This is a genomic window from Thermomonas sp., from assembly GCF_046293095.1.
Taxonomy (GTDB): Bacteria; Pseudomonadota; Gammaproteobacteria; order Xanthomonadales; family Xanthomonadaceae; genus Thermomonas.
Map to the genome: position 1 here is coordinate 602,464 of NZ_JBKBPN010000001.1, position 24,244 is coordinate 626,707.

Genomic DNA, 24,244 nt, shown 5'->3' on the forward strand with positions numbered 1-24,244 from the left:
CATGGGCGGATGACCACCCCCACCACGTTCACCGATCTCCCGCTCGCCCCCACCCTGCGCGCCGGCTTGGACGCGCTTGGCTACAGCGCGCTCACGCCGGTGCAGGCACAGGCGCTGCCCGCCCTCCTCGACGGTCGCGACCTGGTCGCGCAGGCACCCACCGGCAGCGGCAAGACCGCCGCGTTCGGGCTGGGCCTGCTGCAACGCATCGACCCAGCAACCGGTGGCACCCAGGCGCTGGTGCTCTGCCCCACCCGCGAACTGGCCGACCAGGTGGGCAAGCAGCTGCGCAAGCTGGCCACCGGCATCGCCAAACTCAAGCTGTCGGTGCTGTGCGGCGGCATCCCGCTGGCGCCGCAGCTGGCCTCGCTCTCGCATCCGCCACACGTGGTGGTGGGCACGCCCGGCCGGGTGCTGGAGCTGGTGCAGCACGGCGCGCTGGACCTGCGCGGCGTGCGCGTGCTGGTGCTGGATGAAGCCGACCGCATGCTGGACATGGGGTTCGATGAGCCGATCCGCGCGCTGGTCAAGCGCACGCCGAAGGACCGCCAGACCCTGCTGTTCTCGGCCACCTTCCCCGACGCCATCCGCACGCTGGCCACCGCCATGCTGCGCGAGCCGGTGGAAGTCAGCGTGGAGGGCGGCGCCCAGCCGGCCACCATCGAAGCGCACTTCTTCGAGGCCGAGCCGGCCCGCCGCGCGCCCCAGCTGGCCGCGCTGCTGCTGCGGTTCAACCCGGCGTCCACCGTGGTGTTCTGCAACATGCGCAAGGACACCGAGGAGGTAGTGGGCTCGCTGGCGCACTACGGCTTCACCGCGCTGGCGCTGCACGGGGACATGGAGCAGCGGGACCGCGAGGAGGTGCTGGTGCGCTTTTCCAACCGCAGCTGCAACGTGCTGGTGGCCAGCGACGTGGCCGCGCGCGGGCTGGACATCGACGACATCGGCGCGGTGGTGAACTACGCGCTGCCCACCGACGCCGACACCTACCTGCACCGCATCGGCCGCACCGGTCGCGCCGGCCGCGACGGCCTCGCCCTGAGCCTGGTCGCGCCCAGCGAGCGCAACCGTGCGGCGCTGATCGAGGAACGCCAAGGAACCCCGATCCGCTACGAGCGCATCGCTCCGCAGGAGGGCAAGCCGCGCGGCGTGCCGCAGGCGGCGATGGCGACGCTGCGCATCGACGCCGGCCGCACCGACAAGCTGCGCCCCGGCGACATCGTCGGCGCGCTGACCGGCGAGGCCGGGCTGGCGAAGGAGGCGATCGGCAAGATCGACGTCTACCCCACCCGCAGCTACGTGGCGATCGCCCGCGGCCAGGCCGACCGGGCGCTGGAACGCTTGCGCGCCGGCAAGATCAAGGGGCGGCGTTTCCGCATCCATCGCCTGTAACCGGCGCCGGGCGGGGCCCGGCCGTGCGTGGCAGCGGACGGTCGCGGTTGCATCTTTTCCATATTTCTGGAAATATGGAAATATGAACACCCCTGACGCACTCGCTGCACTGCGCGCACTGGGCCACGAGTCCCGCCTGGCCGCCTACCGCCAGCTGGTGCAGGCCGGCCCTGACGGCCTGCCGGTGGGCGACCTGCGCGATCGCCTGGCGCTGCCGCCCGCCACACTCACCGCCCACCTCAACGTGCTGCGCGCCGCCGGCTTGGTCGGCGACGAGCGCGAGGGCCGGGTGATCCGCGTCCGCGCCGACTACGCGCGCATGAACGCCCTGCTCGCCTACCTCACCGAGAACTGCTGCGCCGGGGCCGCCCACTGCGGCCCGGGCAACGCCTGCCCGCCCACGCCATCCGGACCGTGACCATGAACCGCTTCCACGTCCATCTCAACGTTGCCGACCTCGACGCCAGCATCCGCTTCTACCGCGAGCTGTTCGCCGCCGAACCCACCGTGCGCAAGTCCGACTATGCCAAGTGGATGCTGGATGACCCCCGCATCAACTTCGCCATCTCCTGCACCGGCCGCGCGCCGGGCCTGGACCACCTGGGGCTGCAGGTGGACAGCAGCGAGGCGCTGGCCGCGCTAGGCCAACGCCTGCAGGCCGCGGGCGGCACGGTGATCCCGGAGGAAGGCGCCCTGTGCTGCTACGCGCATTCCGACAAAGCCTGGACCGAAGACCCGCAGGGCACGCGCTGGGAGACCTTCCACACCCTGGGCGAGGCAACCACGTATTACCAGGAGGGCGGGGTCTGCGCGACCGGGGGCAGTGCCTGCGTGTCGGCGCCCAGCGACATGCCAGCCAAGGCGGAGACCGCAACCTCCTGCTGCGCCGCGCAGTCCCGCTGCTGCTGAAACCGTTCGATCGACCACCGGACTCCATCCCCATGGCGACTGCCGACACCCCTCTCCACCTGTTGTTTCTGTGCACCGGCAACAGCGCGCGCAGCATCCTGGGCGAAGCCATTGCCAACCACCTTGGCAATGGCCGCATCCGCGCCTGGAGCGCCGGCAGCCGTCCGGCCGGCCGGGTCCACCCGCAGGCCCTGGCGGAACTGGCCCGGCGCGGCATTCCGGCCGGACAGGCATGCAGCAAGTCGTGGGACGTGTTGGCGACCGGGTATGCCCCCCGGTTCGATCTTGTCATCACCGTCTGCGACAGCGCCGCCAACGAGGCCTGCCCGGTGTTGTTCGGTGATTTCGCCAAGGCACATTGGGGCCTGCCGGATCCCGCCGGCCAGACGGGCGATGCCGATGCGCTCGCGGCGGCGTTCCGGCACACCGCCGATGTCCTGCAGGCGCGGCTGCAAGCCCTGCTGGCGCTGCCCTTGGGCGCACTGTCGCGGGCGCAGCTGGTGGATGCGCTTTGCCGCATCGAGGCGGCGCACCCGGCCCGGCCGTCACCGGTGACGGCATGAGCGCCGCCCGGGAGAGTGCCCCTGCGCCAGCGCCGTCCGCGCGCATGGGCCTGTTCGAACGTTACCTGACGCTGTGGGTGGCCCTGTGCATCGCGGCCGGCACCGCGCTGGGCGTCGCGCTGCCAGGCACCTTCAATGCGCTGGCGTCCGCCGAGGTCGCCCAGGTCAATCTGCCGGTGGCCGTGCTGGTCTGGCTGATGATCATCCCGATGCTGCTGAAGATCGATTTCGGCGGGATGCGCCAGGTGAAACGGCACTGGCGCGGCATCGGCGTCACTGTGTTCGTGAACTGGGCGGTCAAGCCGTTCTCGATGGCGCTGCTGGGCTGGATCTTCATCCGCCACGTGTTCGCCCCCTATCTGCCGCAGGACCAGCTGGATGCCTATATCGCCGGCCTGATCCTGCTGGCGGCCGCGCCCTGCACGGCCATGGTGTTCGTCTGGAGCAGCCTGTGCGATGGCGACCCGGAATTCACGCTGGGCCAGGTGGCGCTGAACGACCTGCTGATGATGGTCGCGTTCGCCCCTATCGTCGGCTTGCTGCTGGGGATCTCGTCGATCCAGGTGCCTTGGCCCACCTTGCTGCTGTCGGTGCTGCTGTACATCCTGGTGCCGGTCCTGCTGGCCGCGATCCTCCGGCGCGCCGTCCTGCGCAAGGGGGGAGCGCCCGCGCTGGCACGCCTGCTGCGCCGCCTGGGCCCGGTCTCGCTTTCTGCCCTGCTGGCAACGCTGGTGCTGCTGTTCGGCTTCCAGGGCCGGCAGATCATCAACACCCCGCTGGTGATCGCCATGCTGGCGGTACCGATCCTGTTCCAGGTGTATTTCAACGCCGGGCTGGCGTATTGGCTCAACCGCAAGCTGGGCGTCGACCACTGCGTGGCCGGCCCGTCGGCGCTGATCGGCGCCAGCAATTTCTTCGAGCTGGCGGTCGCCACCGCCATTGCGGTGTTTGGCGTGCACTCCGGCGCGGCCCTGGCCACGGTGGTGGGCGTCCTGGTCGAAGTGCCGGTGATGCTGTCCGTGGTCCACATCGTCAACCGCTCGCGCCCTTGGTACCAAGCCGGCACCCGCTGATTCCGCACCACCTGCCCCCCACAAAGAGGACATCGCACCATGACAATCCGCGTCGGCATCAACGGCTTCGGCCGCATGGGCCGGCTTACCCTGCGCGCCGCGTGGGGGCAGCCCGGCCTGGAGTTCGTGCACATCAACGACCCCGCTGGCGATGCGGCCACCTTCGCCCATCTGCTCAACTTCGATTCCGTCCACGGCCGCTGGTCGCACGTGGCCGACGCCGACGGCGATGCGCTGGTGATCGATGGGCGCCGCATTCCGGTGACGCGCAACAAGGCGCTGGAGGCCACCGACTGGTCCGGCTGCGACGTGGTGATCGAGGCCTCGGGCAAGTTCAAGAAGCCGGACGTGCTGCAGCCCTATCTGGACCAGGGCGTGCAGCGGGTGGTGGTGACCGCGCCCGTCAAGGCGGAGGGTGCGCTGGACGTGGTGATGGGCGTCAACGATGCCCGCTTCGACCCCGCCAGGCATCGCATCGTGTCGGCCGCGTCCTGCACGACCAACTGCCTGGCGCCGCTGGTCAAGGTGATCCACGAGGGCCTGGGCATCCGCCACGGCAGCCTGACCACCATCCACTGCCTGACCAATACCCAGGTCATCGTCGATGCTCCGCACAAGGACCTGCGGCGCGCCCGCGCCTGTGGCGAAAGCCTGATCCCCACCTCCACCGGCTCCGCCACCGCGATCGCCGAGATTTTCCCGGAGCTCAAGGGGCGGCTGAACGGCCACGCCGTGCGCGTGCCGCTGGTGGTGGCCTCGCTGACCGACTGCGTGTTCGAGGTCGAGCGCCCGACCAGCGTCGAGGAAGTGAACGCGCTGCTGCGCACGGCAGCGGAAGGATCGCTGCAGGGCATCCTGGGCTATGAGACGCGGCCGCTGGTGTCGATCGACTACCGCACCGACCCGCGCTCAAGCATCGTCGATGCGCCTTCCACCCTGGTGGTCAATGGCACCCAGGTCAAGCTGTACGCCTGGTACGACAACGAATGGGGCTACGTGAACCGCACCGCCGAACTGGTGCGCCTGGTCGGCAGCGCGGGGCGCTGAACATGCCGGCGCGCCTGTCCGCGGAGGTTCGCCAGTACCTCCTGATCACCGGCAACTACTGGGCCTTCACGCTCACGGACGGCGCGCTGCGCATGCTGGTGGTGCTGCATTTCCACCAGCTCGGCTATACGCCGCTGCAGGTGGCCATGCTGTTCCTGTTCTACGAGATTTTCGGTGTCGTCACCAACCTTGTCGGCGGCTGGCTTGGTGCGCGCATCGGCCTGAACCGGACGATGAACATCGGCCTGGCCATGCAGGTGGTGGCGCTGGCGATGCTGCTGGTTCCCCCGGCTGCGCTGACGGTGGCCTGGGTGATGGCGGCCCAGGCACTGTCGGGCATCGCCAAGGATCTCAACAAGATGAGCGCCAAGAGCAGCATCAAGCTGCTGGTGCCCGGCGATGCCCAGGCGGCGCTGTTCCGCTGGGTCGCGGCACTGACCGGGTCGAAGAACGCGCTCAAGGGAATCGGGTTCTTCCTGGGCGGCGCGCTGCTGGCGGCCATCGGGTTCCGCGGCACGGTCGCGCTGATGGCCGGGGTGCTGGCACTGGTGTGGGCAGCCAGCCTGCTGCTGCTCCGGCGCGATCTGGGCCGGAGCAAGGCCAAGCCGAAGTTCCGCGACATACTGTCGAAGAGCCGCGCGATCAATCTGCTGTCGGCGGCAAGGCTGTTCCTGTTCGGCGCGCGCGACGTGTGGTTCGTGGTGGCACTGCCGGTGTTCCTCTACGACGTGCTGGGCTGGGATTTCTGGCAGGTCGGCGGCTTCCTTGCCGCGTGGGTGATCGGTTACGGCTTCATCCAGTCGGTTACCCCGCGCGTGGTGGGACGCCAAGCAGGGGCCACCGCGGTGTCCCGGCGGGCGCCCGGCTGGGCGTTCGCGCTGGCCGTGGTGCCCTTTGCGATGGCAGGGTTGCTCTCGGCGGCTTCCTACCCGGCCGGCATCGTGGTGACCGTGGGCCTTGGCGTCTTCGGGATCCTGTTCGCAGTCAATTCCGCGCTGCACAGCTACCTGATCGTGGCCTATGCAAGTGAGGACGGCGTCTCGCTGGACGTCGGCTTCTACTACATGGCCAACGCCATGGGCCGCCTGCTGGGCACGGTGCTGTCCGGCTGGATCTACCAGACGCAAGGCCTGCCGGCCTGCCTGGCATGGTCCGGCGGTTTCGTGCTGTTGGCGGCCCTGCTGTCGCTGGCATTGCCCCGCCACGACCGGCAATCGCCGGCCATTTTCCCCACTGGAGACACGCCATGACCGGACCCGGCAAGATGACCTTCCATGTGCGCGCACAGCGCATCGACGCACATGGCAGCCAGGCCGAGTGCAAATCCGCGAAGCTGGTGCTTGATACCGACCTGGCCGGGCGCAGCGACGCCTTCAACCCCGCCGAGCTGCTGCTGGCGGCACTGGCTGCCTGCATGCTGAAAGGGATCGAGCGGGTGACGCCGATCCTCGGCTTCCAGCTGCGCGGCGTGACCATCACGCTGCACGGCGTCCGCCAGGACGCTCCGCCGTGCATGGAGGAAATCCGCTACGAGATCGTGGTCGATACCGACGAAAACCCGCAGCGGCTGGCCTTGCTGCACGAAAACGTGCGTAAGTACGGCACGGTCTTCAATACCATCGCCCCTGGCACCTCCCTGCACGGCGAGCTGCGCCGGGCCGATTGACGCGGCGCCGCCGGCTCACGCGCCGGCGGCCGCGATCTCGCGCAGCGCACGCTTGAACACCTCCGGCGGCTGGCCGCCGGAAATCAGGTGCCTGCGCTGCACGATCACCGCCGGCACGCTGCGGATGCCCAGGCGCTGGAAGAAGTTCTCGGCTTCGCGCACGGCGTCGGCGAATTCGCCACCGTCCAGCACCGCGCGGGCCCGGGTGGCGTCCAGGCCCACGCCGGCGGCGACCTCGACCAGCACGGCAGGATCGCTGATGTCGCGGCCTTCGCTGAAGTTGGCGACCAGCAGCGCGCGCTTCAGCGGCAATTGGCGTTCCGGCACCTCCACCGCGGCCCAGTGCAGCAGACGGTGCGCATCGAAGGTGTTCCAGGTGCGGCTGCGCGCATTGAAATCGAAGGTGAAGCCCAGCTCGGCACCGCGGTCGCGGATGCGCGCCTGATTCTCGGCTAGCTGCGCGTCGCTCATGCCGTACTTGCGCTTGAGGTTCTCGGCCACGTCCATGCCGCCGGCCGGCATGTCCGGATCCAGCTCGAACGGCTGGAAATGGAGCTCCGCCTCCACCTCGCCCTGCAACTGGCGCAGGGCCTGTTCCAGCGAGGCCAGGCCGATCGCGCACCACGGGCAGACCACGTCGGACAAGAAATCAATGCGCAGCTTGGCCATACCGGACTCTCTGGACGGAAGATGTGCAGGTTGCCACGCCGACGCGCCGGCTTCAGCCCCGGCGCTGCAACGCTCTGTCACGGCTCACCCGTTGGCGCGCACCCAGTCCTGCAACGCCCGCGCGAAGCCCGCGCCCTGGGCCGGATCCACGCCGAGGTAGAAATCCGGTTCGATGAGCTCGGCTTCCATCAGCAGCCAGCGGCCCTCGGCGTCCGGCACCATGTCGATACGTGCGTACAGCAGCGGCTCGCCGACGGCTTGCAGCACCTGTTCGGCCAATGCGACCGCGCCAGCTGGCGGCTCGGGCACCAGCGCGTACCGGCCGCCGAATTCCTCCTGGATGCGGAACTCGCCCGGCACCGGACGCTTGTTCACCACATGGCTGAGGCGGCCGCCGAAAAACAGCAGCGAAGTTTCGCCCTGCGTTTCAATGGCCGGCAGGTACGGTTGCAACAGCATGGGCATGCCGTCGTCCGCCTCGACGAGGTCGCTGCGCCGCAGCCGACGGGTCTTCCACGCGCCACCAGAGATCGCGGGCTTGGCGATCAACGCGTCCGCGCCAGTGTCGGCGAATGCCTGCTCGACGGTCGCCGGCGACAGCCCGTCCACGAACGCGGTGGGCGGGATCGCCACGCCCCGCGCCGCCAGCTCGCGCAGGTAGCGCTTGTCGGTATTCCATGCCAGCACCCGGGCGGGATTGGCCAGCGGCACGCCTTCGCGCTGCCAGGTCGCGCAGGCACGCTGCCAGCGCGCGGCGTCATGGTGGTAACCCCACGCCAGCAGCGGCAGTACGCAGGCGTAATCGCGCAGGCCCGATACGTCGTCCTCATGCATCGTCCACGGCGTCGGAATGACGGCGATACCCGCGCCATCCAGCGCGCGCTGCAGGCGCGCCAGCACCTTCGGCCACAGGTCGGGATACGCGACCTCCGCCGGGTCTGGCGTGAGGATGGCGACGTGGATCATGACCGCAGCGCCGCCACGATCTCCGCCACGTTCAGGCCAAGCTCCAGCTGCAGACGCACATATTCGCGCTCCTTGCGCGAGAGCGGACGCCCCATTTCCAGCCGGACATCCTCCGCCTGCAGGATGCGCAGGATGCGCGGCAGGGCCGAGCCGATGGCATCGGGGCCATAGCCGGCCTCGCGGAGGGCGGCGCGCAGCAGGGCTTCAACGTCCATGGCATCTCCGGTCAATGGTAAACGCGGCAGTATGCGCCCGACGGTGGCGCCGCGAGGATGGCGCGCATCACGCTCCAGCAGGCTCACAGCATCGGCAGCTTGAGGCCCTGCTCCCGCGCGCACTGCTGCGCGATCTCGTAGCCCGCGTCGGCATGGCGCATCACGCCGGTGCCGGGGTCGTTCCACAGCACCCGGGCGATGCGCCGGTCGGCCGCGTCCGTGCCATCGCAGACGATGACCACGCCGCTGTGCTGCGAGTAGCCCATGCCAACGCCGCCGCCGTGGTGCAGGCTGACCCAGGTGGCGCCACCGGCAACGTTGAGCATGGCGTTGAGCAGCGGCCAGTCGGACACGGCATCGCTGCCGTCGCGCATGGCTTCGGTCTCGCGGTTGGGCGAGGCCACGCTGCCGGAATCCAGATGGTCGCGGCCGATCACCACCGGTGCCTTCAGCTCGCCCTTGCGCACCATCTCGTTGAACGCCAGCCCCAGCCGGTGGCGCTGCCCCAGCCCCACCCAGCAGATGCGGGCCGGCAGGCCCTGGAAGCTGATCCGTTCACGCGCCATGTCCAGCCAGCGGTGCAGGTGCGGGTCATCCGGGATCAGTTCCTTGACCTTGGCGTCGGTCTTGTAGATGTCCTCCGGATCGCCACTCAGCGCCACCCAGCGGAACGGGCCGATGCCGCGACAGAACAGCGGGCGCACGTACGCGGGGACGAAGCCGGGGAAGTCGAAAGCGTTCTTGCAGCCTTCGTCGAACGCCATCTGGCGGATGTTGTTGCCGTAGTCGACGGTGGGGATGCCGGCGGCGTGGAAGGCCAGCATCGCCTCCACGTGCACGCGCATCGACTGCTTCGCCGCGTCACGCACTATGTCGGGATTGGCGGTCTGTTCGGCCTCCCACTGTTCCACGCTCCAGCCGATCGGCAGGTAACCATGCACCGGGTCGTGGGCGCTGGTCTGGTCGGTGACCGCATCCGGACGCACGCCACGCCGCACCAGTTCCGGCAGGATCTCGGCGGCGTTGCCGAGCAGCGCGATGGACTTCGCCTCGCCCGCCGCGGTGTATTTCTCGATGCGGGCCAGCGCGTCGTCGAGGTCACGGGCCTGCTCATCGACATAGCGAGTGCGCAGGCGGAAATCGATACGACGTTGCTGGCACTCGATGGTCAGGCTGCAGGCACCCGCCAATGATGCCGCCAGCGGCTGCGCGCCGCCCATGCCGCCCAGGCCGGCGGTGAGGATCCATTTGCCGGTGAGGTCACCGCCGTAGTGCTGGCGACCCATCTCCACGAACGTCTCATAGGTGCCCTGCACGATGCCCTGGCTGCCGATGTAGATCCAACTGCCGGCCGTCATCTGGCCGTACATCATCAGGCCTTTCCTATCGAGCTCGTTGAAGTGCTCCCAGGTGGCCCAGTGCGGCACCAGGTTGGAGTTGGCGATCAGCACCCGCGGCGCATCGGGATGGGTGGGAAACACACCCACCGGCTTGCCGGACTGCACCAGCAGCGTCTCGTCATCGCCTAGCGTTTTCAGGGTTTCGAGGATCTTGTCGAAGCAGTCCCAGTCACGCGCAGCGCGACCGATGCCACCGTACACCACCAGATCCTCCGGGCGCTCGGCGACCTCGGGGTCGAGGTTGTTCTGCAACATGCGGAACGGCGCTTCGGTCGGCCACGAACGGCAGGTCAGGGTGTTGCCACGTGGGGCGCGAATACGGCGGGCGGGGTCGTGTCGACGGGACATGGCAGGCTCCAGCAATGCAGGCGGCGATTATCGCATCCGCTGTCATTTCAGCGCCCCGAGACTTGGCTAAGATCGGCGGATGCGCCTGACCCCATCCTTCCTGCTGCCCGCGCTGCTGGCACTTGCCGGCTGCGCCACCCCACCGCCCCCCGCCGCCAGCACCACCGCCGCCGCCAGCGCGGCCATCCCGGCCACCGCCCCGCGCGCGCCGCTGCTGCTGATTTCGATCGACGGCCTGCGCCCGGACGATCTGGCAGCGGCCCCCACCCTGCAAAGGCTCGCCGCCGATGGCGTGCGTGCGCAGTGGATGACACCGTCCTACCCCTCGCTGACATTCCCCAACCACTACACCCTGGTGACCGGGCTGCGCCCCGACCATCACGGCATCGTCCACAACACCATGCAGGACCCGGTGCTGGGGGCGTTTTCACTCAATCGCCGCGACGCCGTTGGCGACGGCCGCTGGTGGCAGGCAGGCGAACCGATCTGGGTGAGCGCGCACAAGGCCGGCCTGCGTACTGCCACCATGTTCTGGCCTGGCAGCGAAGCAGCGATTGCAGGGGTCCGACCGGACGAATGGCACCCGTTCGACGCCACACGTTCCGCCCAGGGCCGCGTGGACACCGTGCTGGGCTGGCTGGATCGCCCGCCGGCGCAGCGCCCGGCATTCATGACTCTGTATTTCGACCAGGTCGATCATGCCGAGCACGACGCCGGCCCCGGCAGCGCACCCGCGCGCGCGGCAGTGGCCGAGGTGGATGCCGCGCTGGCCGCACTGCTGGCCGGGTTACGCCAGCGTGGGCTGGATCAGACGATCAACCTGGTGATCGTCTCCGATCACGGCATGGCCGCAGTCCCCGCCGGGCAGCAGATCGCCGTGGACACGATGGTGCCGGCGACGCTGGCACAGGCGGTGACCACCGGTCAGGTGGTCGGCTTCCGCCCGCTACTGGGCCAGGAAGCCGCGGCAGAAGCGCGCCTGCTCGGCCGCCACGACCACTACAGCTGTTGGCGCAAAGAGGCATTGCCCGAACGCTGGCACTACGGTCGCCATCCGCGCATCCCGCCGATCATCTGCCAGATGGACGAAGGCTGGGACGCGGTGGGTGGCGGCTGGAAGGGCCGCGCCGGCACCGGGACGCGCGGCTCGCACGGCTATGATCCGGCACTGCCGTCGATGCGCGCGGTGTTCATCGCCCACGGCCCGGCCTTCCGCGCCGGTACCGTGCTGCCACCGTTCGACAACGTCGATGTGTATCCCCTGCTGGCGCACCTGCTGGGGATTCCGGCAGCCCCCAACGACGGCAGCCTGGCACCGCTGCTGCCGGCCCTGCGCACAGCCCCCTGATCCATCGGCAGGTCTTGCCGGACAGTCAGCCGCCCCGCGCCTGCCAGGCCGCGGCGGTGACACGGTGGATCAGGCGCGCAGCCACCCGCGCGGTGGCCTGATCGCGATCCAGCGGCGGTGCCAGTTCGGCCACGTCCAGCAGCTTCAACTTGCCGGTGGTCGCCACCGTGTCCAGCAGCGGCTCCACCACCTCCATCGGCACGCCGCGCGCCGCCGGCGCGCTGACGCCGGGCGCCATCGCGTGCGGCAGGCCATCGATATCGATGGTCAGGTAGACCGCATCGACCCCGGCCAGTTTGGCCTTCAGTTCGGCCAGCCGCTGCGGCAGATCGAGCAGTCCCAATGCGTCATCGCGCACATAGTGCACGCCCAGCGCATCGGCGGTATCGAACAGCACGCGCGTGTTGGCCGAGGCGCTGATGCCATAGACCAGGTAATCCATGGGCAGGCCGTTGGCACGCGCGTGCTCGATGGCCTGCAGGAACGGCGTGCCGGAACTGCCTTGGTCCTGCCGGCGCAGGTCGAAGTGCGCGTCGATGTTGACGATGGCCACGCGCGGCCGGCGCGTGCCGAGGTGTTTCGCAAGCCCCAGATAACTGGCGTAGGCGATTTCGTGGCCACCGCCCAGCCCCACTGGTAGATGGCCGGCATCCAGCAAGCCGGCCATGACCTCGGCATAACGCGCCTGCGCACCCTCGAGGTCGCCGTCGGTACAGGCAATCGTGCCAGCGTCATACAGCGGCGCCTCGTCCAGCTTGGGCAGATTGGACAGCATCCTGCGCAGCGCCAACGGCCCCTCCGCCGCACCCACCCGGCCATGGTTGCGGCGCACGCCTTCATCGCAGGCAAAGCCCAGCACTGCCACCCCGGGCGGACTGCCTGGCTGCAGCGCCTGCACGCACTGGTGCCAGCGCCGCGTAGCCGGCACATCCGGCAGATCGATGCGCCCACCCCAGCCGTCCGGTGTGCTCATGCGCGCCTCCCTGCAGTGAGTGTCTGAGCGATGGCCATGACGCCGTGGCCCATGCGTGAACTGCCGCGATTGTACGCGCGCCCGTCACCCCGACCGAAGGCGTTTTCAGCCGTCCGTGACGTCGTCGACGAGGGCGGCCTGACAGGCCGCCTGGAACAGCCGTCGGCGGGCGAGTGGATCGGGCTCGGCACGGATCGCGTCCTGCGCGTCCTTCGGCAGCAGCCCGAAGAACAGGTTGCGGGTGATCTCGTCGTCGTCGAGGTGCGGGGCCGGCACGCCCTGGGCCGCACGGGCCTGGGTACGGGCCGCCTTGGCCCGGAGGTCGTCCGCCTCGTCGGCAGGCAGGCCGAGGTAGTGGACGCCGCCGATCCTGGTGCCCTGCCGGGTGAACGCCGCGCCTGCCGCGAGTTCGTCGTCGGCTTGAAGCTGCTCCCACAGCAGGTTGATGGCATACGCCGCCGCTTTGTTCTGGCTGACGCCGAAGTAGTCGGCCAGGTCTTTCAGGCGCTGGTGGGTCGTCTCGAAGCGGGACGGCTGATCGGCAAAGCGGAGTACGGTGCTGGCCATGGCGGGTATCAGTACTGTTTTTATATCACTATGCTATCGGTTTGCCTGTCCATGTCAAACCGGATCAGACATCTGCAACCGGGCCATTCCGCCTGCTTCCGGCAACAAGGCGGGCAGCGATTCGACGCCGCCGGCCGACACCGGGACAGCGCCATCACGCTCCGCCGAGTGGAACCCCTTGCCACGGAAGCAAAGGCAGGGCGACAGAGATTCAGGACAGCACGACCAGACCGCCATGCGAGAATGCCGCGATGGCAATGCATCCGGAACCCGAAGCAGGCCTTGACGCGCTGCTCTCCGCCCAGGTCTGGAAACGCCGCGTCGCACTCTGGGGCGGCGCGGTGCTGGTGGCGCTCTCGGCGATCCTGTTCGCCCGCGCATCCGACCTGGCCTTCCAGCTGTTCCGGCGGGTCGTCGACGCCTCGCCGTGGTGGGCCCTGCTGCTCACGCCGACGATGTTCGCGCTGCTCGCCTGGCTGACCACCCGCGGCCTGGAAGCCACGCGGGGCAGCGGCATCCCGCAGGTCATCGCCGGACTGCGCATGGCCGCCGACGAGCGCCAGCACCACCTCTCGCTGAAGGTCGCCGCTGCCAAGATGGCGATGACCGTGGCCGGACTGCTGGGCGGCGCCTCGATCGGCCGCGAAGGACCCACCGTCCACGTTGGCGCCGGCATCATGCAGGCGCTCGGCCGCTGGCTGGGGTTCCGCGACGACCACCAGGCCCGGCGCTTCCTGCTGGCGGGCGGCGCGGCCGGCATCGCGGCGGCGTTCAACACGCCGCTGGCCGGGGTGGTGTTCGCGATCGAGGAGCTGGGCGGCGCGTTCGAACACCGCTTCTCCGGCACGCTGCTGACCGCGGTGATCGTCGGCGGCGTTGTGTCACTGGCGCTGCTGGGCAACTACACCTATTTCGGCCGGGTGCATGTATTGCTGCCGCTGCGCCAGGCCTGGCTGGCGGTGCTGCTGTGCGGCGTTGTGTGCGGCCTGGCCGGCGGACTGTTCAGCCGGCTGCTGCTGGCGTCGATGGACGGCAAGCCGCGCTGGCTGGGCGTGCTGCGGCGGCGCCATCCGGTGCTGCTGGCGGCGGGCTGCGGCATCCTGCTCGCGGGCCTCGGCATCGCCTTCGGGTCCGGCGCCTTCGGCACCGGCTACGAGCAGGCGCGGGGGCTGGTACAGGGCCAGGCGACGGTGGGCCACGAATTCGGGCTGGTGAAGTTCGCCGCCAACCTCGTCTCCTACGTGGCCGCCATTCCCGGCGGCCTGTTCTCGCCCGCACTGGCGGTGGGCGCTGGCCTGGGCCACAACCTGTCGGTGCTGATGCCCGATGCGCCCGCCAGCGCGCTGGTGCTGCTGGGCATGTGCGGCTACCTGGCCGGCGTCACCCAGGCACCCCTGACCTCGGCGGTGATCGCGATGGAACTGACCGACAGCCAGGACATGCTGCTGGCGATCCTGGCCACTGTGCTGGTGGCACGCGGCGCCTCGGCACTGCTCTGCCCCACGCCGGTTTACAAGGCGTTGGCACAACGGCTGCTGCCGGCCTCGCCCGCGGGGCCAGCACCATGACGACGTACCGCTACGACGGGCTGGTGCTGGGCGCCCACCTGGCGACGCTGGACGACGCGCGCCCGGGCGGCCACGTGGTCGAGGACGGCGCGCTGGCCTGGAAAGACGGCCGGCTGTGCTATGTCGGCCCGCGTGCCGATCTGCCCGGCGCACCGGACACGCTGGCGCGCGAGGTAATCACGACGCGCGGTTGGGTCACCCCGGGCCTGATCGACTGCCACACCCATCTGGTGTTTGCCGGCAACCGCGCCCACGAGTTCGACATGCGCCTCAACGGCGCCAGCTATGAGGACATCGCCCGCGCCGGCGGCGGCATCCGCGCCAGCGTGGCGGCGGTGCGGCAAGTGGATGAGGACACCCTGCTGCAGCAGTCGCTGCCGCGTGCACGCGCATTGCTGCAGGACGGCGTGACCACGCTCGAGATCAAATCCGGTTACGGGCTGGACTTCGCCAACGAACGCAAACTGTTGCGGGTGGCGCGCCGGATCGGCGAACAGCTGGGCATCACCGTCCGCACCACCTACCTGGCCGCGCATGCCCTGCCTCCCGAATTCCGGGACGACGCCGACGGCTACATCGACGCGGTGATCAACTGGCTGCCGCGCCTGCACGCAGAAGGGCTGGTGGATGCGGTGGATGCGTTCTGCGAGCGCATCGCCTTCTCGCCCGCGCAGACACGGCGCGTGTTCGACGCCGCGCGCGCGCTGGGCGTGCCGGTGAAGCTGCACGCCGACCAGCTCAGCGACCTCGGCGGCGCGGCGCTGGTGGCCGAGTACGACGGCCTGTCCGCCGACCATGTGGAACACACCGGCGAGGCCGGCGTGCGTGCGATGGCCGCCCACGGCACGGTGGCCGTCCTGCTGCCCGGCGCCTTCCACGTGCTGCGCGAGACCAAACTGCCGCCCATTGCATTGCTGCGCGAGCACGGCGTGCCGATGGCGGTGGCCACCGACTGCAACCCCGGCACTTCGCCGCTGCTGTCGCTGCGCCAGGCGATGCAGCTGGCCTGCACGCATTTCCGGCTGACCCCGTACGAGGCGCTGGTCGGTGCCACCCGGCATGCTGCCCAGGCACTCGGATTGCACGACCGCGGGATGCTGCGTGAAGGTCTGCGCGCCGATCTCGTGGTCTGGGACATCGACCACCCCGCCGAACTGTGCTACTGGATGGGCGGCACATTCGTTCGCCGCCTCTGGATCGCCGGCCGCCCCGTTTCCCTCGCCCAGGAGTCCGCCGCATGCGTCTGACACTGTTTGCCTTCGGCCTGCTCACCCTCGCCACCGCCGCCCCGGCGCAGGACCTCGACGCCGCCCGCCGACTGGCCCGGCAGGCGGTCATCGTGGACACCCATATCGACGCCCCCGGCGCCTTGCGCAAACGCTGGGCCGATCTCGGCGAAGAACAGCCAGACCGCGAGTTCGACTACGCCAAGGCCCGGCGCGGCGGGCTGGACGTGGCGTTCATGTCGATCTACACCTCGGCCGCGCAGGACGCCGACGGCAGCGCCTGGCAGGTGGCGCACCAGATGCTCGACAGCGTCGAGGCGCTGGCCCAGCGCCACCCCGACCGTTTCGCCCTGCTCACTTCACCCAAAGACGTCGAACGGCTGCGCCAGGGCGGCCGCGTGCTGCTGGCCATGGGCATGGAAAATGGCGCGCCCCTCGGCGACGACATTGCCAATGTGCAGCGCTTCTACGACCGCGGCGTGCGCTACATCACCCTGGCCCACAGCGCCGCCAACCGGTTGGCCGATTCGTCCTATGCCGCCGAAAAACCCTGGAACGGCTTAAGCCCGTTCGGCAAACAGGTGGTGGCGGAGATGAACCGGCTGGGGATGATGGTGGACGTCTCGCACCTGGCGGATGCATCGGCATGGGAGGCCATCCGGCTCAGCACGGTGCCCGTGATCGCCAGCCATTCCGCCTTCCGTCATTTCACCCCGGGCTTTGAGCGCAACATCAGCGACGAGATCGCCAAGGCCGTTGCGGCGCGCGGCGGCGTGGTGCAGGTGCCGTTCGGTACCGCTTTCATCAACCCGGACAGCGCCGCCGATATGCAGGCGCACTTCCGCGCGCGCCAGGCCTTCGACCAGCGCAACGCCGCGCTGAAGGCGCAGGGCAAGCCGCTGGAAGACCGCGAGGCGTTCGAGAAGGCGTGGGCCAATGCGCACCCGGTGCGTGCCAGCACGCTGGCGCAGGTGCTGGACCAGATCGACTACGGGGTGAAGCTGCTGGGCATCGACCACATCGGGCTGGGCTCGGATTTCGACGGCGTCGATGGCGAACTTCCCGCCCAATTGCGCACAGTGGCGGACTATCCCAACCTGGTGGCCAGCCTGCAGGCGCGCGGCCACAGCGACGCCGACATCCGCAAGATCCTTGGCGGCAACCTGCTGCGGGCGTGGGCGCAGATCGAAGCCGGCGCCGGCAAGTAACCTCTGCGGCACGGCGCCCGGCCGCGGGTGGCATACCCCGGAAACGCGAAAGCCCCGCCAAGGCGGGGCTTTCGTCGTCACGGCAACGCGAGGATCAGGCCGCGGTCTTCTTGACCGCCTTCTTCGCCACGCTCTTGCCGGCGGCCTTCTTCGCGACCGGCGCGACGGCGGTGCCGGCGGCCTTGGTCACGGTCTTCGGTCGCGCGTTGCCGTAGCTGGCGTTGTAGCGCTTGCCCTTGGCGGTCTTGCGGTCGCCCTTGCCCATCGTGTTGCTCCTGGAATCGAATCGTGTCGGTGGATCGCGTCGCGCGCGAGACTGCGCATTCTAGCATGAGCCGGCCCCATCAAGCGGCAGCCCCGTGCCGCTCAGTACGGTGCCGGGCAGCGCGTGCAGGCCGCGCCGTGGGCATGGCCATGGTTGAGCCGGAGATTGACCAGATGGCCCACCCCCACCAAGCCCCCCCCCAGGGCCATGAACACCGCATGCGGCACCGCGGCCTGGTGCAGCGGCGGATACAGCATGCCGGCCCAGAGCACGACCAGCCCCGCCAGCAGCAGCAGCAGTGCACGCAGGTTGCGATGACGGCGATAACTCCAGCCCAGCACGCCCAGGCCGAACAGGCTGACGAAGGCCACGAATCCGGTCTCGAGGCCGTCGCCCAGCCATAGCGCCAGCCCCAGCGATGGCAGCAGTGCGATCGCCAGCGGCCACAGCGCACAGTGGATCGCGCACAGCAACGACCCGGCAGCACCAAGGCGATCAAGCAGCGGAGGGGGACGAAGGGTCATCGGCGCATGACTTCAGACAGGGGGGAATGCCTGTTTTGAAATGTTATAACATATTATCCAATCCCCCGCCGCCTCCTCAAGGATCCGTCCCGACATGCAAGCCCCATCGCTGCCCAAGCGCGCAACGCTCGCCACCGCCATCATGCTGCTCCTGCTGCCTCTGGCCCGGGCGCACGCCCAGGACGCCACCCAGACGCCGGCCAGCGACACCCGCCACCCGCAGGACACCTCGAGTCGTGGCCATATCAAGACCATCAGCGGCGTGGTGGTCACCGCCTCCGCCCTGCAGGACACCGCAGACACCCTGAGCAAACCCGCCGATGTCCTGACCGGCGCGCGGCTGGATGAAAACCGCGGCGCCACGCTGGGCGAAACCGTCGCCAGCCTTCCCGGCGTGCAGAGCTCCAACTTCGGGCCCGGCGTGGGCCGGCCGATCATCCGCGGCCTGGATGGCCCCCGCGTGGCGGTGCTGAGCGGCGGCCTGTCCAGCCAGGACGTGTCCACCGTCAGCCAGGACCATGCCCCCGCCATCGAGCCCTTCCTGGCCGACCAGATCGAGGTGCTGAAAGGCCCGTCCACCCTGCTGTACGGCAACGGCGCGATCGGCGGCGTGGTCAATATGGTGGATGGCCGCATTCCTGAATACGCCATTGAAAACGGCTTCAGTGGCCGCGCCGAAACCCGTTTCTTCGGTGGCGACCAGGGCGGCAATACCACCATGGCCCGCGTCGATGGCGGCAGCGACCGGTTCGCCCTGCATGCCGATGCCGTGTATCGCAACGCGCTGGATTACGACACCCCGGATGGGCGCCAGCGCAATTCCTTCATCGACACCCGCAGCGGCGCAGTCGGCGGCTCACTGCTGGGCGACTGGGGCTTTGTCGGGCTGTCGGCCTCGCGCTTCAACGACGAGTACGGCAACCCGGGCGAACCGGGCGATCCTGCCCTGGGCGAGCGCGGCGTCTCTCTGAAAATGCGCCAGGACCGCTACGAGGCCAAGGGCGCGCTGCGCGACCTGTGGGGCGAAGGCAACGGCCTGCGCTTCTCGTTCGGCCACACCGGCTACACCCATACCGAGTTCGAAAACGACCAGCCCGGCACCATCTTCCGCAAAAACGCCAATGAAGGCCGGCTGGAGGCCACCTTCGGCAGCGCGCAGGGCTGGCAGGGCGCGCTCGGTGCGCAGGCCTCCAGCAGCACGTTCGTGGCGATCGGCGAAGAAGCCTTCGTGCCGGAGACCAGCACGCGCGCGCAGGGCCTCTTCGGTGTCGCACGCCGCTCCTGGGACGGCTTCCAGCTGGATCTCGGCACGCGGGTGGACAAGGTCAAGTCGTCACCGGCGGGCGGCGACAGCCGCAGCTTCACCCCGGTCAGCCTGTCACTGGCAGGTGGCTGGAAGTTGGACGCGCAGTGGCGCATCACCGCCAACCTCGACCACGCCGAACGCGCGCCGGTGGAGGAAGAGCTGTTCTCGGACGGCCCGCATATCGCCACGCTGGCATACGAGATCGGCAATAAGGACTTGCGCAAGGAAGCGGCCAACCAGCTCGAACTGGGCCTGCAATACCAGGCCGACTGGGTGGATGCCAAGGTGTCCGCGTATTACAACCGATTCAACAACTTCATCTACCTGGCCGACACCAGTGCCACCTGGTTCTGGCAAGAAGGCGACCAGTTCCTGCCGGTGCGCCAGTGGTCGCAGGCGGACGCACGCTTCCGCGGCCTGGAAGGCGAGGCGATGTTCCATCTCGCAAAAACCGACCAGGGCGACTGGGACCTGCGGGTGTTCGGCGACACCGTGCGCGCGACGTTCAAGGGCGGCGGCAACGTGCCGCGCATCGCACCCTCACGCCTGGGCGCACAACTGCGCTGGGAGTACGCGGGCTGGCGCGCGGCGCTGGGCGCGACCCGCACCAACCGCCAGGACAAGCTGGCAGCCGGGGAAACCCCCACCGCAGGCTTCACCCTGGTCGACGCCCACCTGAGCCGGCACTTCGATACCGGCGCGCTGAGCTGGGAGCTGTTTGCCGATGGCAGCAACCTGACCAACCAGGTGGCGCGCGTGCACACCTCGTTCCTGAAGGATCAGGTGATGCTGCCGGGCCGCAGCGTGGGAGTCGGCGTGCGGGTGTTCTTCTGAGGGAAGGCCTGGACAACGCCGGGCCCGGCACATGTCCGGGCCCGGTTCATACCGATCAATCGCTTGCCCGATCGCGTCGCGGCCGGCCACTTATGACCGACGGAAATTTTTCGAAGTGTTCGGAGATTGCCGCAGATCAGCCGGCCTGTGCGCAGCGCGCGCACAGGCCGTGCACTTCCAGCGTCTGCGCCTGTGGCGCAAAGCCCAGGGCACGCGCGGCGGCATCCAGCGTCGCCACGATGCTGGCGTCCTCCAGCTCGGTCGCCGAATGGCAGCGGTTGCAGATCAGGAACGGCACCGAATGCTGGGCCGCGTTGGGGTGATGGCAGGCCACGTAGGCGTTGATCGACTCCAGCTTGTGGATGAAGCCGTTGGCCAGCAGGAAATCCAGTGCGCGGTACACGGTGGGCGGGGCCGTAGTCCCCGCCTGCGCACCGTCGGGGAAACGATCCAGCAGGTCGTAGGCCTTGATCGGCTGGCCTGCGCGAGCCACCAGCTCCAGCACCCGCGCGCGCGGTGCAGTCAGACGCAGGCCGCGCTCCCCGCAGGCCCGCTCCACCGCCTTCACGAACGCGGCTGCGTCGTGGACGTGGTGGTGCGGATCCGTGCAGGCGTGCGTTTTGCCCATGCCGGGAATTATGCCGGCAACATCGCAAGCGCGGCGTCGATACGCGCCAGCGCCTCGTCGCGGCCGCACAGGTAGACCGTCCAGCCGATATCCGGGCTGACCTGCGTGCCGGTGATCGCCACCCGCATCGGCTGCGCGATCTTGCCCATGCCGATGCCCTGCGCCTCGGCCGTGGCCTTCAGCGCGTCGCCGATCGCTTCCGGCGTCCAGACAGCAAGCGCGGCGATGCGCGCACGCGCATCCTGCAACGGCGCGCGCGCCTCGGCCTTGAAGTGCTTGGCGACGGCCGCTTCGTCGTAATGCGTCAGCGCACCGAACCACACCGCGGATTTCTCCGCCATCTCCTTCAGCGTCTGCACGCGCTCGCGCAGTGCCACCACCAGGTCGGCCGGCTTCGGCCCCTTGGCCAGGTCGTAACCGGCCTGTTCCAGATGCCAGACCAGGTGCTGGGCGACCGCCTCGGGATCGTCGGACTTCAGGTATTGCTGGTTCAGCCAGCCCAGCTTGGCCATGTCCAGCCGCGCTGCCTTGGCGTTGACGTCCGCAAGATCGAAGAGCGACTGCATTTCCGCAATCGAGAACACTTCCTGGTCGCCGTGCGACCAGCCCAGCCGCACCAGGTAGTTGAGCAGGGCATGCGGCAGATAGCCCATCTCGCGGTACTGCATGACGTCGGCCGCGCCGGTGCGCTTGGACAGCTTGGCGCCCTGTTCGTCCAGGATCATCGGCAGGTGGGCGAAATGCGGCACCGGCGCGCCCAGCGCCCGGTAGATGTTGATCTGGCGCGGGGTGTTGTTGACGTGATCATCGCCGCGCACCACGTCGGTGATGCGCATGTCGATGTCGTCCACCACCACCGCGAAGTTGTAGGTGGCGTAGCCGTCGCTGCGGAAGATGACGAGGTCGTCCAGCTCGCTATTGGCGATCTCGATGCGGCCCTTGACCTTGTCGTCCCAGGCCACCACACCATCCACTGGATTCTTGAAACGGATGACCCGGTTCGGATCGTCGCGCCAGCCGGCGTTGGCGTCGCGATAGGCGCCGTTGTAGCGCGGCTTTTCGCCCGCGGCCATCGCCGCCTCGCGCATCGCCTCCAGCTCTTCCTTGGTTTCGTAGGCGTAGTAGGCGTGCCCGGACGCGACCAGCTGCTCGGCAACCTCCCGGTAGCGATCAAGGCGATGGGTCTGGTAGATCGGGCCCTCGTCGTAGTCCAGCCCCAACCAGTCCATCGCCTGCAGGATGGCATCGATCGCCGCCTGGGTGCTGCGCTCGCGGTCGGTGTCCTCGATGCGCAGGACAAACTGCCCGCCATGGCGACGCGCGTACAGCCAGCAATACAGCGCGGTGCGCGCACCGCCGATGTGCAGGTAGCCGGTGGGGGACGGGGCGAAGCGGGTGCGGACGGTCATGGAGGCCACGGGGATGTCGGTAGCCGACGATTTTACCCCGACGCCCGCGACGGATCCGGGCGGGGTTTTACAATCGCAAGATGAGCACCCTGTTCGTGTCCGACCTGCACCTCGACCCGGAACGCCCGGAGATCACCACGCTGTTCGGCCGCTTTCTGGATGGTGAAGCACGTACGGCCGACGCGCTCTACATCCTGGGAGACCTGTTCGAGGCCTGGGTGGGCGACGACGATCCGTCCGAGGCCGGCGCCTTCGTCGCCGACCGCCTGCGCGCACTCGCGGAGTCTGGCGTCCCGACGTACTTCATCCGCGGCAACCGCGACTTCCTGCTTGGCGACGCTTACGCAGCGCGCGCCGGCATGACGCTGCTGGACGACCCCACCGTCGTCGCGCTGTACGGCACGCCTACCCTGCTGCTGCATGGCGATCTGCTGTGCACGGACGATGCCGCCTACCAGCAGTTCCGCGCGCAGACGCGTGACCCGCTGTGGCAGGCGCAATTCCTGTCGCAGCCATTGGCGGCGCGGCTGGCGTTCGCGCAGCAGGCGCGCGCGGCCAGCCAGGCGCGCTACGGCGAGCTGGTGGCCAAGGGCATGGCGGAAACCGTCGGCGACGTGGCGCCCGCCACCGTGCAGGACTGGTTCACGCGCTTCGGCGTGAAGCGCATGATCCACGGGCACACCCACCGCCCGGCAATCCACGACGAGGGCCAAGGCCGCACCCGCATCGTGCTGGGTGACTGGTACGAGCAAGGCTCGGTGCTGCGCGTCAGTGCCGACGGCTGCGACCTGGCCGCGCTGTAGCCGCCCTATTTCGCCGCTTCGCCGCAGCCACTGAGATCGAGGTCGCCGAAGCGGAACCCGGCCACCAGCCGATAGGTCTGGTCGGACATCCCGTCGTTGCACTCCCCTTGGGCGACCGTCAGCACGAATGCGCGGCCGTCGCGGCTGCCGGTGATCTCCACGCCGCCGGGGATGGCGCGGCGGCGGCCCTGCAGCTGCACGCCGGCCGGGTCGTCCGGGGTGCTGTAGACCAGCCGGTCGCCCTCGACGTTGACGTTCCAGAAAGGCTCGGTGCCGAAGATGCGGAACACCTGCAGTGGATCGGCCGCGTCACCGGGCGCACGCTTCCCCATCTGCGCGGCGCCTGGGGTTGCCGGCAGACGGGATGCGTCCACGGACGGCGGCGTGCTGCAGGCGGCCAGCAGCAGCGACGCGAGGACAATGGTGGGCTTCATGGCGGGCCTCCGGGCGAGGGGTGCCCAGTGTGCCGCAACGGCGTCACCCCGATGCCGGGCTCAGTCGGCCTCGGCCAGCAGGCTGTCCAGTTCCTCGGTGTCGAACCCGGCCGCCAGCCGCGCCTCGGTGTTGAACGGCTTGTGCAGCACGCCGCTGGCGTACTCGCGCAGCAGCGCGCGGAAACGTGCGCGCGGCTCCACGCCGGCGCGTTCGCAGTGCCAGCGGTACCAGCGGCTGCCGGCGGCGACGTGACCGACTTCCTCGCGCAGGATCAGCGCGAGGATATCGGCGGTGGCATCGTCGCCCAGCGCGCGCAGCTTCACGATCATCCCCGGCGTCACGTCCAGCCCGCGTGCCTCCAGCACGCGCGGCACCAGCGCCATTCGCGCCAGCCCGTCGTGCGCGGTTTTCTGCGCCATCTCCCACAACCCGTTGTGGGCGTCGAAATCGCCGTAATCGTGACCGAAGTCGCGCAGCCGCGCGCGCAGCATCTGGAAATGCCGGGCCTCATCGTGCGCCACCTGCACCCAGTCGGCGTAGTAGGCGTGCGGCATGCCGCGAAAGCGGTACACCGCATCCCAGGCCAGATCCATCGCGTTGAACTCGATGTGGGCCACCGCGTGAATGAAGGCGGCGCGCCCCTCGTCGGAACCGAAGCCGCGCCGCGGCAGGTCGCGCGGATGTACCAACCGGGGCCGTGCAGGCCGGCCCGGCATGCCAATCGGCGCCGGCGGCGGCGCATCCTCAGGGATGGACAACTCGCCGCGTGCGAAGGCTTCGGCCATCGCCAGGGTCAGCGCCGGCTTGTCGTCCGTGCTTGCAGCATCCAGGCAGGCGCGGGCGGCGGAAAACAACTCTTTCATATCGACAACGACACCGTCATGAAGGCACGCGGCGGGAGA

The 24,244-nt window shown here is 69.2% G+C and carries 26 protein-coding genes; 14 read left to right on the forward strand and 12 right to left on the reverse strand.

Annotated features, from left to right (window positions below; all coding sequences use genetic code 11):
- The first annotated feature begins 9 nt into the window (after positions 1-9).
- The 8 genes from dbpA (at position 10) to ACK4SG_RS02975 (ending at position 6,650) form a co-directional block, all read left to right on the forward strand.
- On the forward strand, positions 10-1,392 hold the full coding sequence (gene dbpA, locus ACK4SG_RS02940; RefSeq protein WP_409599518.1) for an ATP-dependent RNA helicase DbpA: 1,383 nt from the start codon (positions 10-12) through the stop codon (positions 1,390-1,392).
- 82 nt (positions 1,393-1,474) lie between these two features.
- The gene (locus tag ACK4SG_RS02945) at positions 1,475-1,810 is read left to right on the forward strand and encodes an ArsR/SmtB family transcription factor (protein WP_409599520.1); all 336 of its coding nucleotides are present in this window, start codon (positions 1,475-1,477) and stop codon (positions 1,808-1,810) included.
- Positions 1,811-1,812: 2 nt separating this feature from the next.
- Complete coding sequence (locus ACK4SG_RS02950; protein ID WP_409599522.1) at positions 1,813-2,301, forward strand: ArsI/CadI family heavy metal resistance metalloenzyme; 489 nt, start codon at positions 1,813-1,815, stop codon at positions 2,299-2,301.
- A gap of 32 nt (positions 2,302-2,333) precedes the next feature.
- Positions 2,334-2,864 (forward strand): arsenate reductase ArsC, encoded by a 531-nt coding sequence (locus tag ACK4SG_RS02955; RefSeq protein ID WP_409599524.1) that lies wholly within the window; start codon positions 2,334-2,336, stop codon positions 2,862-2,864.
- A 44-nt stretch (positions 2,865-2,908) separates the two neighbouring features.
- Entirely contained in the window at positions 2,909-3,937 is a 1,029-nt protein-coding gene (gene arsB / locus ACK4SG_RS02960; RefSeq protein WP_409599727.1) for an ACR3 family arsenite efflux transporter, read from the forward strand.
- Positions 3,938-3,976: 39 nt separating this feature from the next.
- A complete protein-coding gene (locus ACK4SG_RS02965; protein ID WP_409599526.1) occupies positions 3,977-4,984 on the forward strand; it encodes an ArsJ-associated glyceraldehyde-3-phosphate dehydrogenase in 1,008 nt (335 codons plus the stop codon).
- A gap of 2 nt (positions 4,985-4,986) precedes the next feature.
- The gene (arsJ, locus tag ACK4SG_RS02970; protein ID WP_409599528.1) at positions 4,987-6,234 is read left to right on the forward strand and encodes an organoarsenical effux MFS transporter ArsJ; all 1,248 of its coding nucleotides are present in this window, start codon (positions 4,987-4,989) and stop codon (positions 6,232-6,234) included.
- Positions 6,231-6,650 carry an OsmC family protein gene (locus ACK4SG_RS02975; RefSeq protein WP_409599530.1) on the forward strand — a complete coding sequence of 140 codons (420 nt, stop codon included), beginning with the start codon at positions 6,231-6,233 and terminating at the stop codon, positions 6,648-6,650. Before arsJ ends, ACK4SG_RS02975 begins: the two co-directional genes overlap by 4 nt.
- Before the next feature lie 15 nt (positions 6,651-6,665).
- Here the strand turns inward: ACK4SG_RS02975 and ACK4SG_RS02980 are convergent, their stop codons facing one another.
- The 4 genes from ACK4SG_RS02980 to hutU form a co-directional block, all read right to left on the reverse strand.
- On the reverse strand, positions 6,666-7,319 hold the full coding sequence (locus tag ACK4SG_RS02980) for a DsbA family oxidoreductase (RefSeq protein WP_409599532.1): 654 nt from the start codon (positions 7,317-7,319) through the stop codon (positions 6,666-6,668).
- An 84-nt stretch (positions 7,320-7,403) separates the two neighbouring features.
- Positions 7,404-8,285: a RimK family alpha-L-glutamate ligase gene (locus ACK4SG_RS02985; protein WP_409599534.1), complete on the reverse strand. Its 882-nt coding sequence runs from the start codon at positions 8,283-8,285 to the stop codon at positions 7,404-7,406.
- Positions 8,282-8,500, reverse strand: coding sequence for a polyprenyl synthetase (locus tag ACK4SG_RS02990; RefSeq protein WP_409599536.1), 219 nt, complete (start codon positions 8,498-8,500; stop codon positions 8,282-8,284). Before ACK4SG_RS02990 ends, ACK4SG_RS02985 begins: the two co-directional genes overlap by 4 nt.
- Positions 8,501-8,583: 83 nt before the next feature.
- On the reverse strand, positions 8,584-10,248 hold the full coding sequence (gene hutU, locus ACK4SG_RS02995; RefSeq protein ID WP_409599538.1) for a urocanate hydratase: 1,665 nt from the start codon (positions 10,246-10,248) through the stop codon (positions 8,584-8,586).
- 79 nt (positions 10,249-10,327) lie between these two features.
- On the opposite strand from hutU, the gene ACK4SG_RS03000 reads away from it, so the two are divergent.
- Complete coding sequence (locus ACK4SG_RS03000; protein ID WP_409599540.1) at positions 10,328-11,596, forward strand: ectonucleotide pyrophosphatase/phosphodiesterase; 1,269 nt, start codon at positions 10,328-10,330, stop codon at positions 11,594-11,596.
- A 25-nt stretch (positions 11,597-11,621) separates the two neighbouring features.
- Here ACK4SG_RS03000 and hutG read toward each other — a convergent pair whose 3' ends face one another.
- Positions 11,622-12,569, reverse strand: coding sequence for a formimidoylglutamase (hutG, locus tag ACK4SG_RS03005; RefSeq protein ID WP_409599542.1), 948 nt, complete (start codon positions 12,567-12,569; stop codon positions 11,622-11,624).
- 105 nt (positions 12,570-12,674) lie between these two features.
- Positions 12,675-13,136, reverse strand: coding sequence for a hypothetical protein (locus tag ACK4SG_RS03010; protein ID WP_409599544.1), 462 nt, complete (start codon positions 13,134-13,136; stop codon positions 12,675-12,677).
- Between the two features lie 251 nt (positions 13,137-13,387).
- Here ACK4SG_RS03010 and ACK4SG_RS03015 point away from each other — a divergent pair, with 251 nt between their 5' ends.
- From ACK4SG_RS03015 to ACK4SG_RS03025, 3 genes are read left to right on the forward strand one after another with little or no spacing between them, the layout of a single operon-like run.
- Positions 13,388-14,704, forward strand: a complete 1,317-nt coding sequence (locus tag ACK4SG_RS03015; RefSeq protein WP_409599546.1) for a chloride channel protein — start codon at positions 13,388-13,390, stop codon at positions 14,702-14,704.
- Positions 14,701-15,951, forward strand: coding sequence for an imidazolonepropionase (hutI, locus tag ACK4SG_RS03020; RefSeq protein ID WP_409599548.1), 1,251 nt, complete (start codon positions 14,701-14,703; stop codon positions 15,949-15,951). Before ACK4SG_RS03015 ends, hutI begins: the two co-directional genes overlap by 4 nt.
- On the forward strand, positions 15,942-17,138 hold the full coding sequence (locus tag ACK4SG_RS03025; protein WP_409599550.1) for a dipeptidase: 1,197 nt from the start codon (positions 15,942-15,944) through the stop codon (positions 17,136-17,138). The genes hutI and ACK4SG_RS03025 overlap by 10 nt, the downstream gene beginning before the upstream one ends.
- Positions 17,139-17,232: 94 nt before the next feature.
- Here ACK4SG_RS03025 and ACK4SG_RS03030 read toward each other — a convergent pair whose 3' ends face one another.
- Entirely contained in the window at positions 17,233-17,403 is a 171-nt protein-coding gene (locus ACK4SG_RS03030) for a 30S ribosomal protein THX (protein ID WP_409599552.1), read from the reverse strand.
- Between the two features lie 101 nt (positions 17,404-17,504).
- The gene (locus ACK4SG_RS03035; RefSeq protein ID WP_409599554.1) at positions 17,505-17,927 is read right to left on the reverse strand and encodes a MerC domain-containing protein; all 423 of its coding nucleotides are present in this window, start codon (positions 17,925-17,927) and stop codon (positions 17,505-17,507) included.
- 94 nt (positions 17,928-18,021) lie between these two features.
- Here ACK4SG_RS03035 and ACK4SG_RS03040 point away from each other — a divergent pair, with 94 nt between their 5' ends.
- Positions 18,022-20,067 carry a TonB-dependent receptor gene (locus ACK4SG_RS03040; protein ID WP_409599556.1) on the forward strand — a complete coding sequence of 682 codons (2,046 nt, stop codon included), beginning with the start codon at positions 18,022-18,024 and terminating at the stop codon, positions 20,065-20,067.
- Positions 20,068-20,203: 136 nt separating this feature from the next.
- Here ACK4SG_RS03040 and ACK4SG_RS03045 read toward each other — a convergent pair whose 3' ends face one another.
- Together ACK4SG_RS03045 and gltX are read right to left on the reverse strand one after the other, a co-directional pair.
- A complete protein-coding gene (locus ACK4SG_RS03045; protein WP_409599558.1) occupies positions 20,204-20,695 on the reverse strand; it encodes a transcriptional repressor in 492 nt (163 codons plus the stop codon).
- Between the two features lie 8 nt (positions 20,696-20,703).
- Positions 20,704-22,104, reverse strand: coding sequence for a glutamate--tRNA ligase (gene gltX / locus ACK4SG_RS03050; protein ID WP_409599560.1), 1,401 nt, complete (start codon positions 22,102-22,104; stop codon positions 20,704-20,706).
- Between the two features lie 80 nt (positions 22,105-22,184).
- On the opposite strand from gltX, the gene lpxH reads away from it, so the two are divergent.
- On the forward strand, positions 22,185-22,907 hold the full coding sequence (gene lpxH, locus ACK4SG_RS03055) for a UDP-2,3-diacylglucosamine diphosphatase (protein ID WP_409599562.1): 723 nt from the start codon (positions 22,185-22,187) through the stop codon (positions 22,905-22,907).
- A 5-nt stretch (positions 22,908-22,912) separates the two neighbouring features.
- Here the strand turns inward: lpxH and ACK4SG_RS03060 are convergent, their stop codons facing one another.
- The gene (locus ACK4SG_RS03060) at positions 22,913-23,341 is read right to left on the reverse strand and encodes a COG3650 family protein (protein WP_409599564.1); all 429 of its coding nucleotides are present in this window, start codon (positions 23,339-23,341) and stop codon (positions 22,913-22,915) included.
- 60 nt (positions 23,342-23,401) lie between these two features.
- Complete coding sequence (locus ACK4SG_RS03065; RefSeq protein ID WP_409599566.1) at positions 23,402-24,205, reverse strand: ferritin-like domain-containing protein; 804 nt, start codon at positions 24,203-24,205, stop codon at positions 23,402-23,404.
- Between the last annotated feature and the right edge of the window lie 39 nt (positions 24,206-24,244).

Coding starts and splice junctions, on each gene's coding strand:
- ACK4SG_RS02945 (WP_409599520.1), top strand. CDS start 1,475: ATGAACACCCCTGACGCACTCGCTGCACTGCGCGCACTGGGCCACGAG.
- ACK4SG_RS03040 (WP_409599556.1), top strand. CDS start 18,022: ATGCAAGCCCCATCGCTGCCCAAGCGCGCAACGCTCGCCACCGCCATC.
- ACK4SG_RS02955 (WP_409599524.1), top strand. CDS start 2,334: ATGGCGACTGCCGACACCCCTCTCCACCTGTTGTTTCTGTGCACCGGC.
- lpxH (WP_409599562.1), top strand. CDS start 22,185: ATGAGCACCCTGTTCGTGTCCGACCTGCACCTCGACCCGGAACGCCCG.
- dbpA (WP_409599518.1), top strand. CDS start 10: ATGACCACCCCCACCACGTTCACCGATCTCCCGCTCGCCCCCACCCTG.
- hutU (WP_409599538.1), bottom strand. CDS start 10,248: ATGTCCCGTCGACACGACCCCGCCCGCCGTATTCGCGCCCCACGTGGC.
- ACK4SG_RS02980 (WP_409599532.1), bottom strand. CDS start 7,319: ATGGCCAAGCTGCGCATTGATTTCTTGTCCGACGTGGTCTGCCCGTGG.
- hutI (WP_409599548.1), top strand. CDS start 14,701: ATGACGACGTACCGCTACGACGGGCTGGTGCTGGGCGCCCACCTGGCG.
- arsJ (WP_409599528.1), top strand. CDS start 4,987: ATGCCGGCGCGCCTGTCCGCGGAGGTTCGCCAGTACCTCCTGATCACC.
- ACK4SG_RS03030 (WP_409599552.1), bottom strand. CDS start 17,403: ATGGGCAAGGGCGACCGCAAGACCGCCAAGGGCAAGCGCTACAACGCC.
- ACK4SG_RS03065 (WP_409599566.1), bottom strand. CDS start 24,205: ATGAAAGAGTTGTTTTCCGCCGCCCGCGCCTGCCTGGATGCTGCAAGC.
- ACK4SG_RS03015 (WP_409599546.1), top strand. CDS start 13,388: ATGGCAATGCATCCGGAACCCGAAGCAGGCCTTGACGCGCTGCTCTCC.
- ACK4SG_RS02965 (WP_409599526.1), top strand. CDS start 3,977: ATGACAATCCGCGTCGGCATCAACGGCTTCGGCCGCATGGGCCGGCTT.
- ACK4SG_RS03045 (WP_409599558.1), bottom strand. CDS start 20,695: ATGGGCAAAACGCACGCCTGCACGGATCCGCACCACCACGTCCACGAC.
- ACK4SG_RS02950 (WP_409599522.1), top strand. CDS start 1,813: ATGAACCGCTTCCACGTCCATCTCAACGTTGCCGACCTCGACGCCAGC.
- ACK4SG_RS03035 (WP_409599554.1), bottom strand. CDS start 17,927: ATGACCCTTCGTCCCCCTCCGCTGCTTGATCGCCTTGGTGCTGCCGGG.
- gltX (WP_409599560.1), bottom strand. CDS start 22,104: ATGACCGTCCGCACCCGCTTCGCCCCGTCCCCCACCGGCTACCTGCAC.
- ACK4SG_RS02990 (WP_409599536.1), bottom strand. CDS start 8,500: ATGGACGTTGAAGCCCTGCTGCGCGCCGCCCTCCGCGAGGCCGGCTAT.
- ACK4SG_RS03060 (WP_409599564.1), bottom strand. CDS start 23,341: ATGAAGCCCACCATTGTCCTCGCGTCGCTGCTGCTGGCCGCCTGCAGC.
- ACK4SG_RS03025 (WP_409599550.1), top strand. CDS start 15,942: ATGCGTCTGACACTGTTTGCCTTCGGCCTGCTCACCCTCGCCACCGCC.
- hutG (WP_409599542.1), bottom strand. CDS start 12,569: ATGAGCACACCGGACGGCTGGGGTGGGCGCATCGATCTGCCGGATGTG.
- ACK4SG_RS02975 (WP_409599530.1), top strand. CDS start 6,231: ATGACCGGACCCGGCAAGATGACCTTCCATGTGCGCGCACAGCGCATC.
- ACK4SG_RS02985 (WP_409599534.1), bottom strand. CDS start 8,285: ATGATCCACGTCGCCATCCTCACGCCAGACCCGGCGGAGGTCGCGTAT.
- ACK4SG_RS03000 (WP_409599540.1), top strand. CDS start 10,328: ATGCGCCTGACCCCATCCTTCCTGCTGCCCGCGCTGCTGGCACTTGCC.
- arsB (WP_409599727.1), top strand. CDS start 2,909: ATGGGCCTGTTCGAACGTTACCTGACGCTGTGGGTGGCCCTGTGCATC.
- ACK4SG_RS03010 (WP_409599544.1), bottom strand. CDS start 13,136: ATGGCCAGCACCGTACTCCGCTTTGCCGATCAGCCGTCCCGCTTCGAG.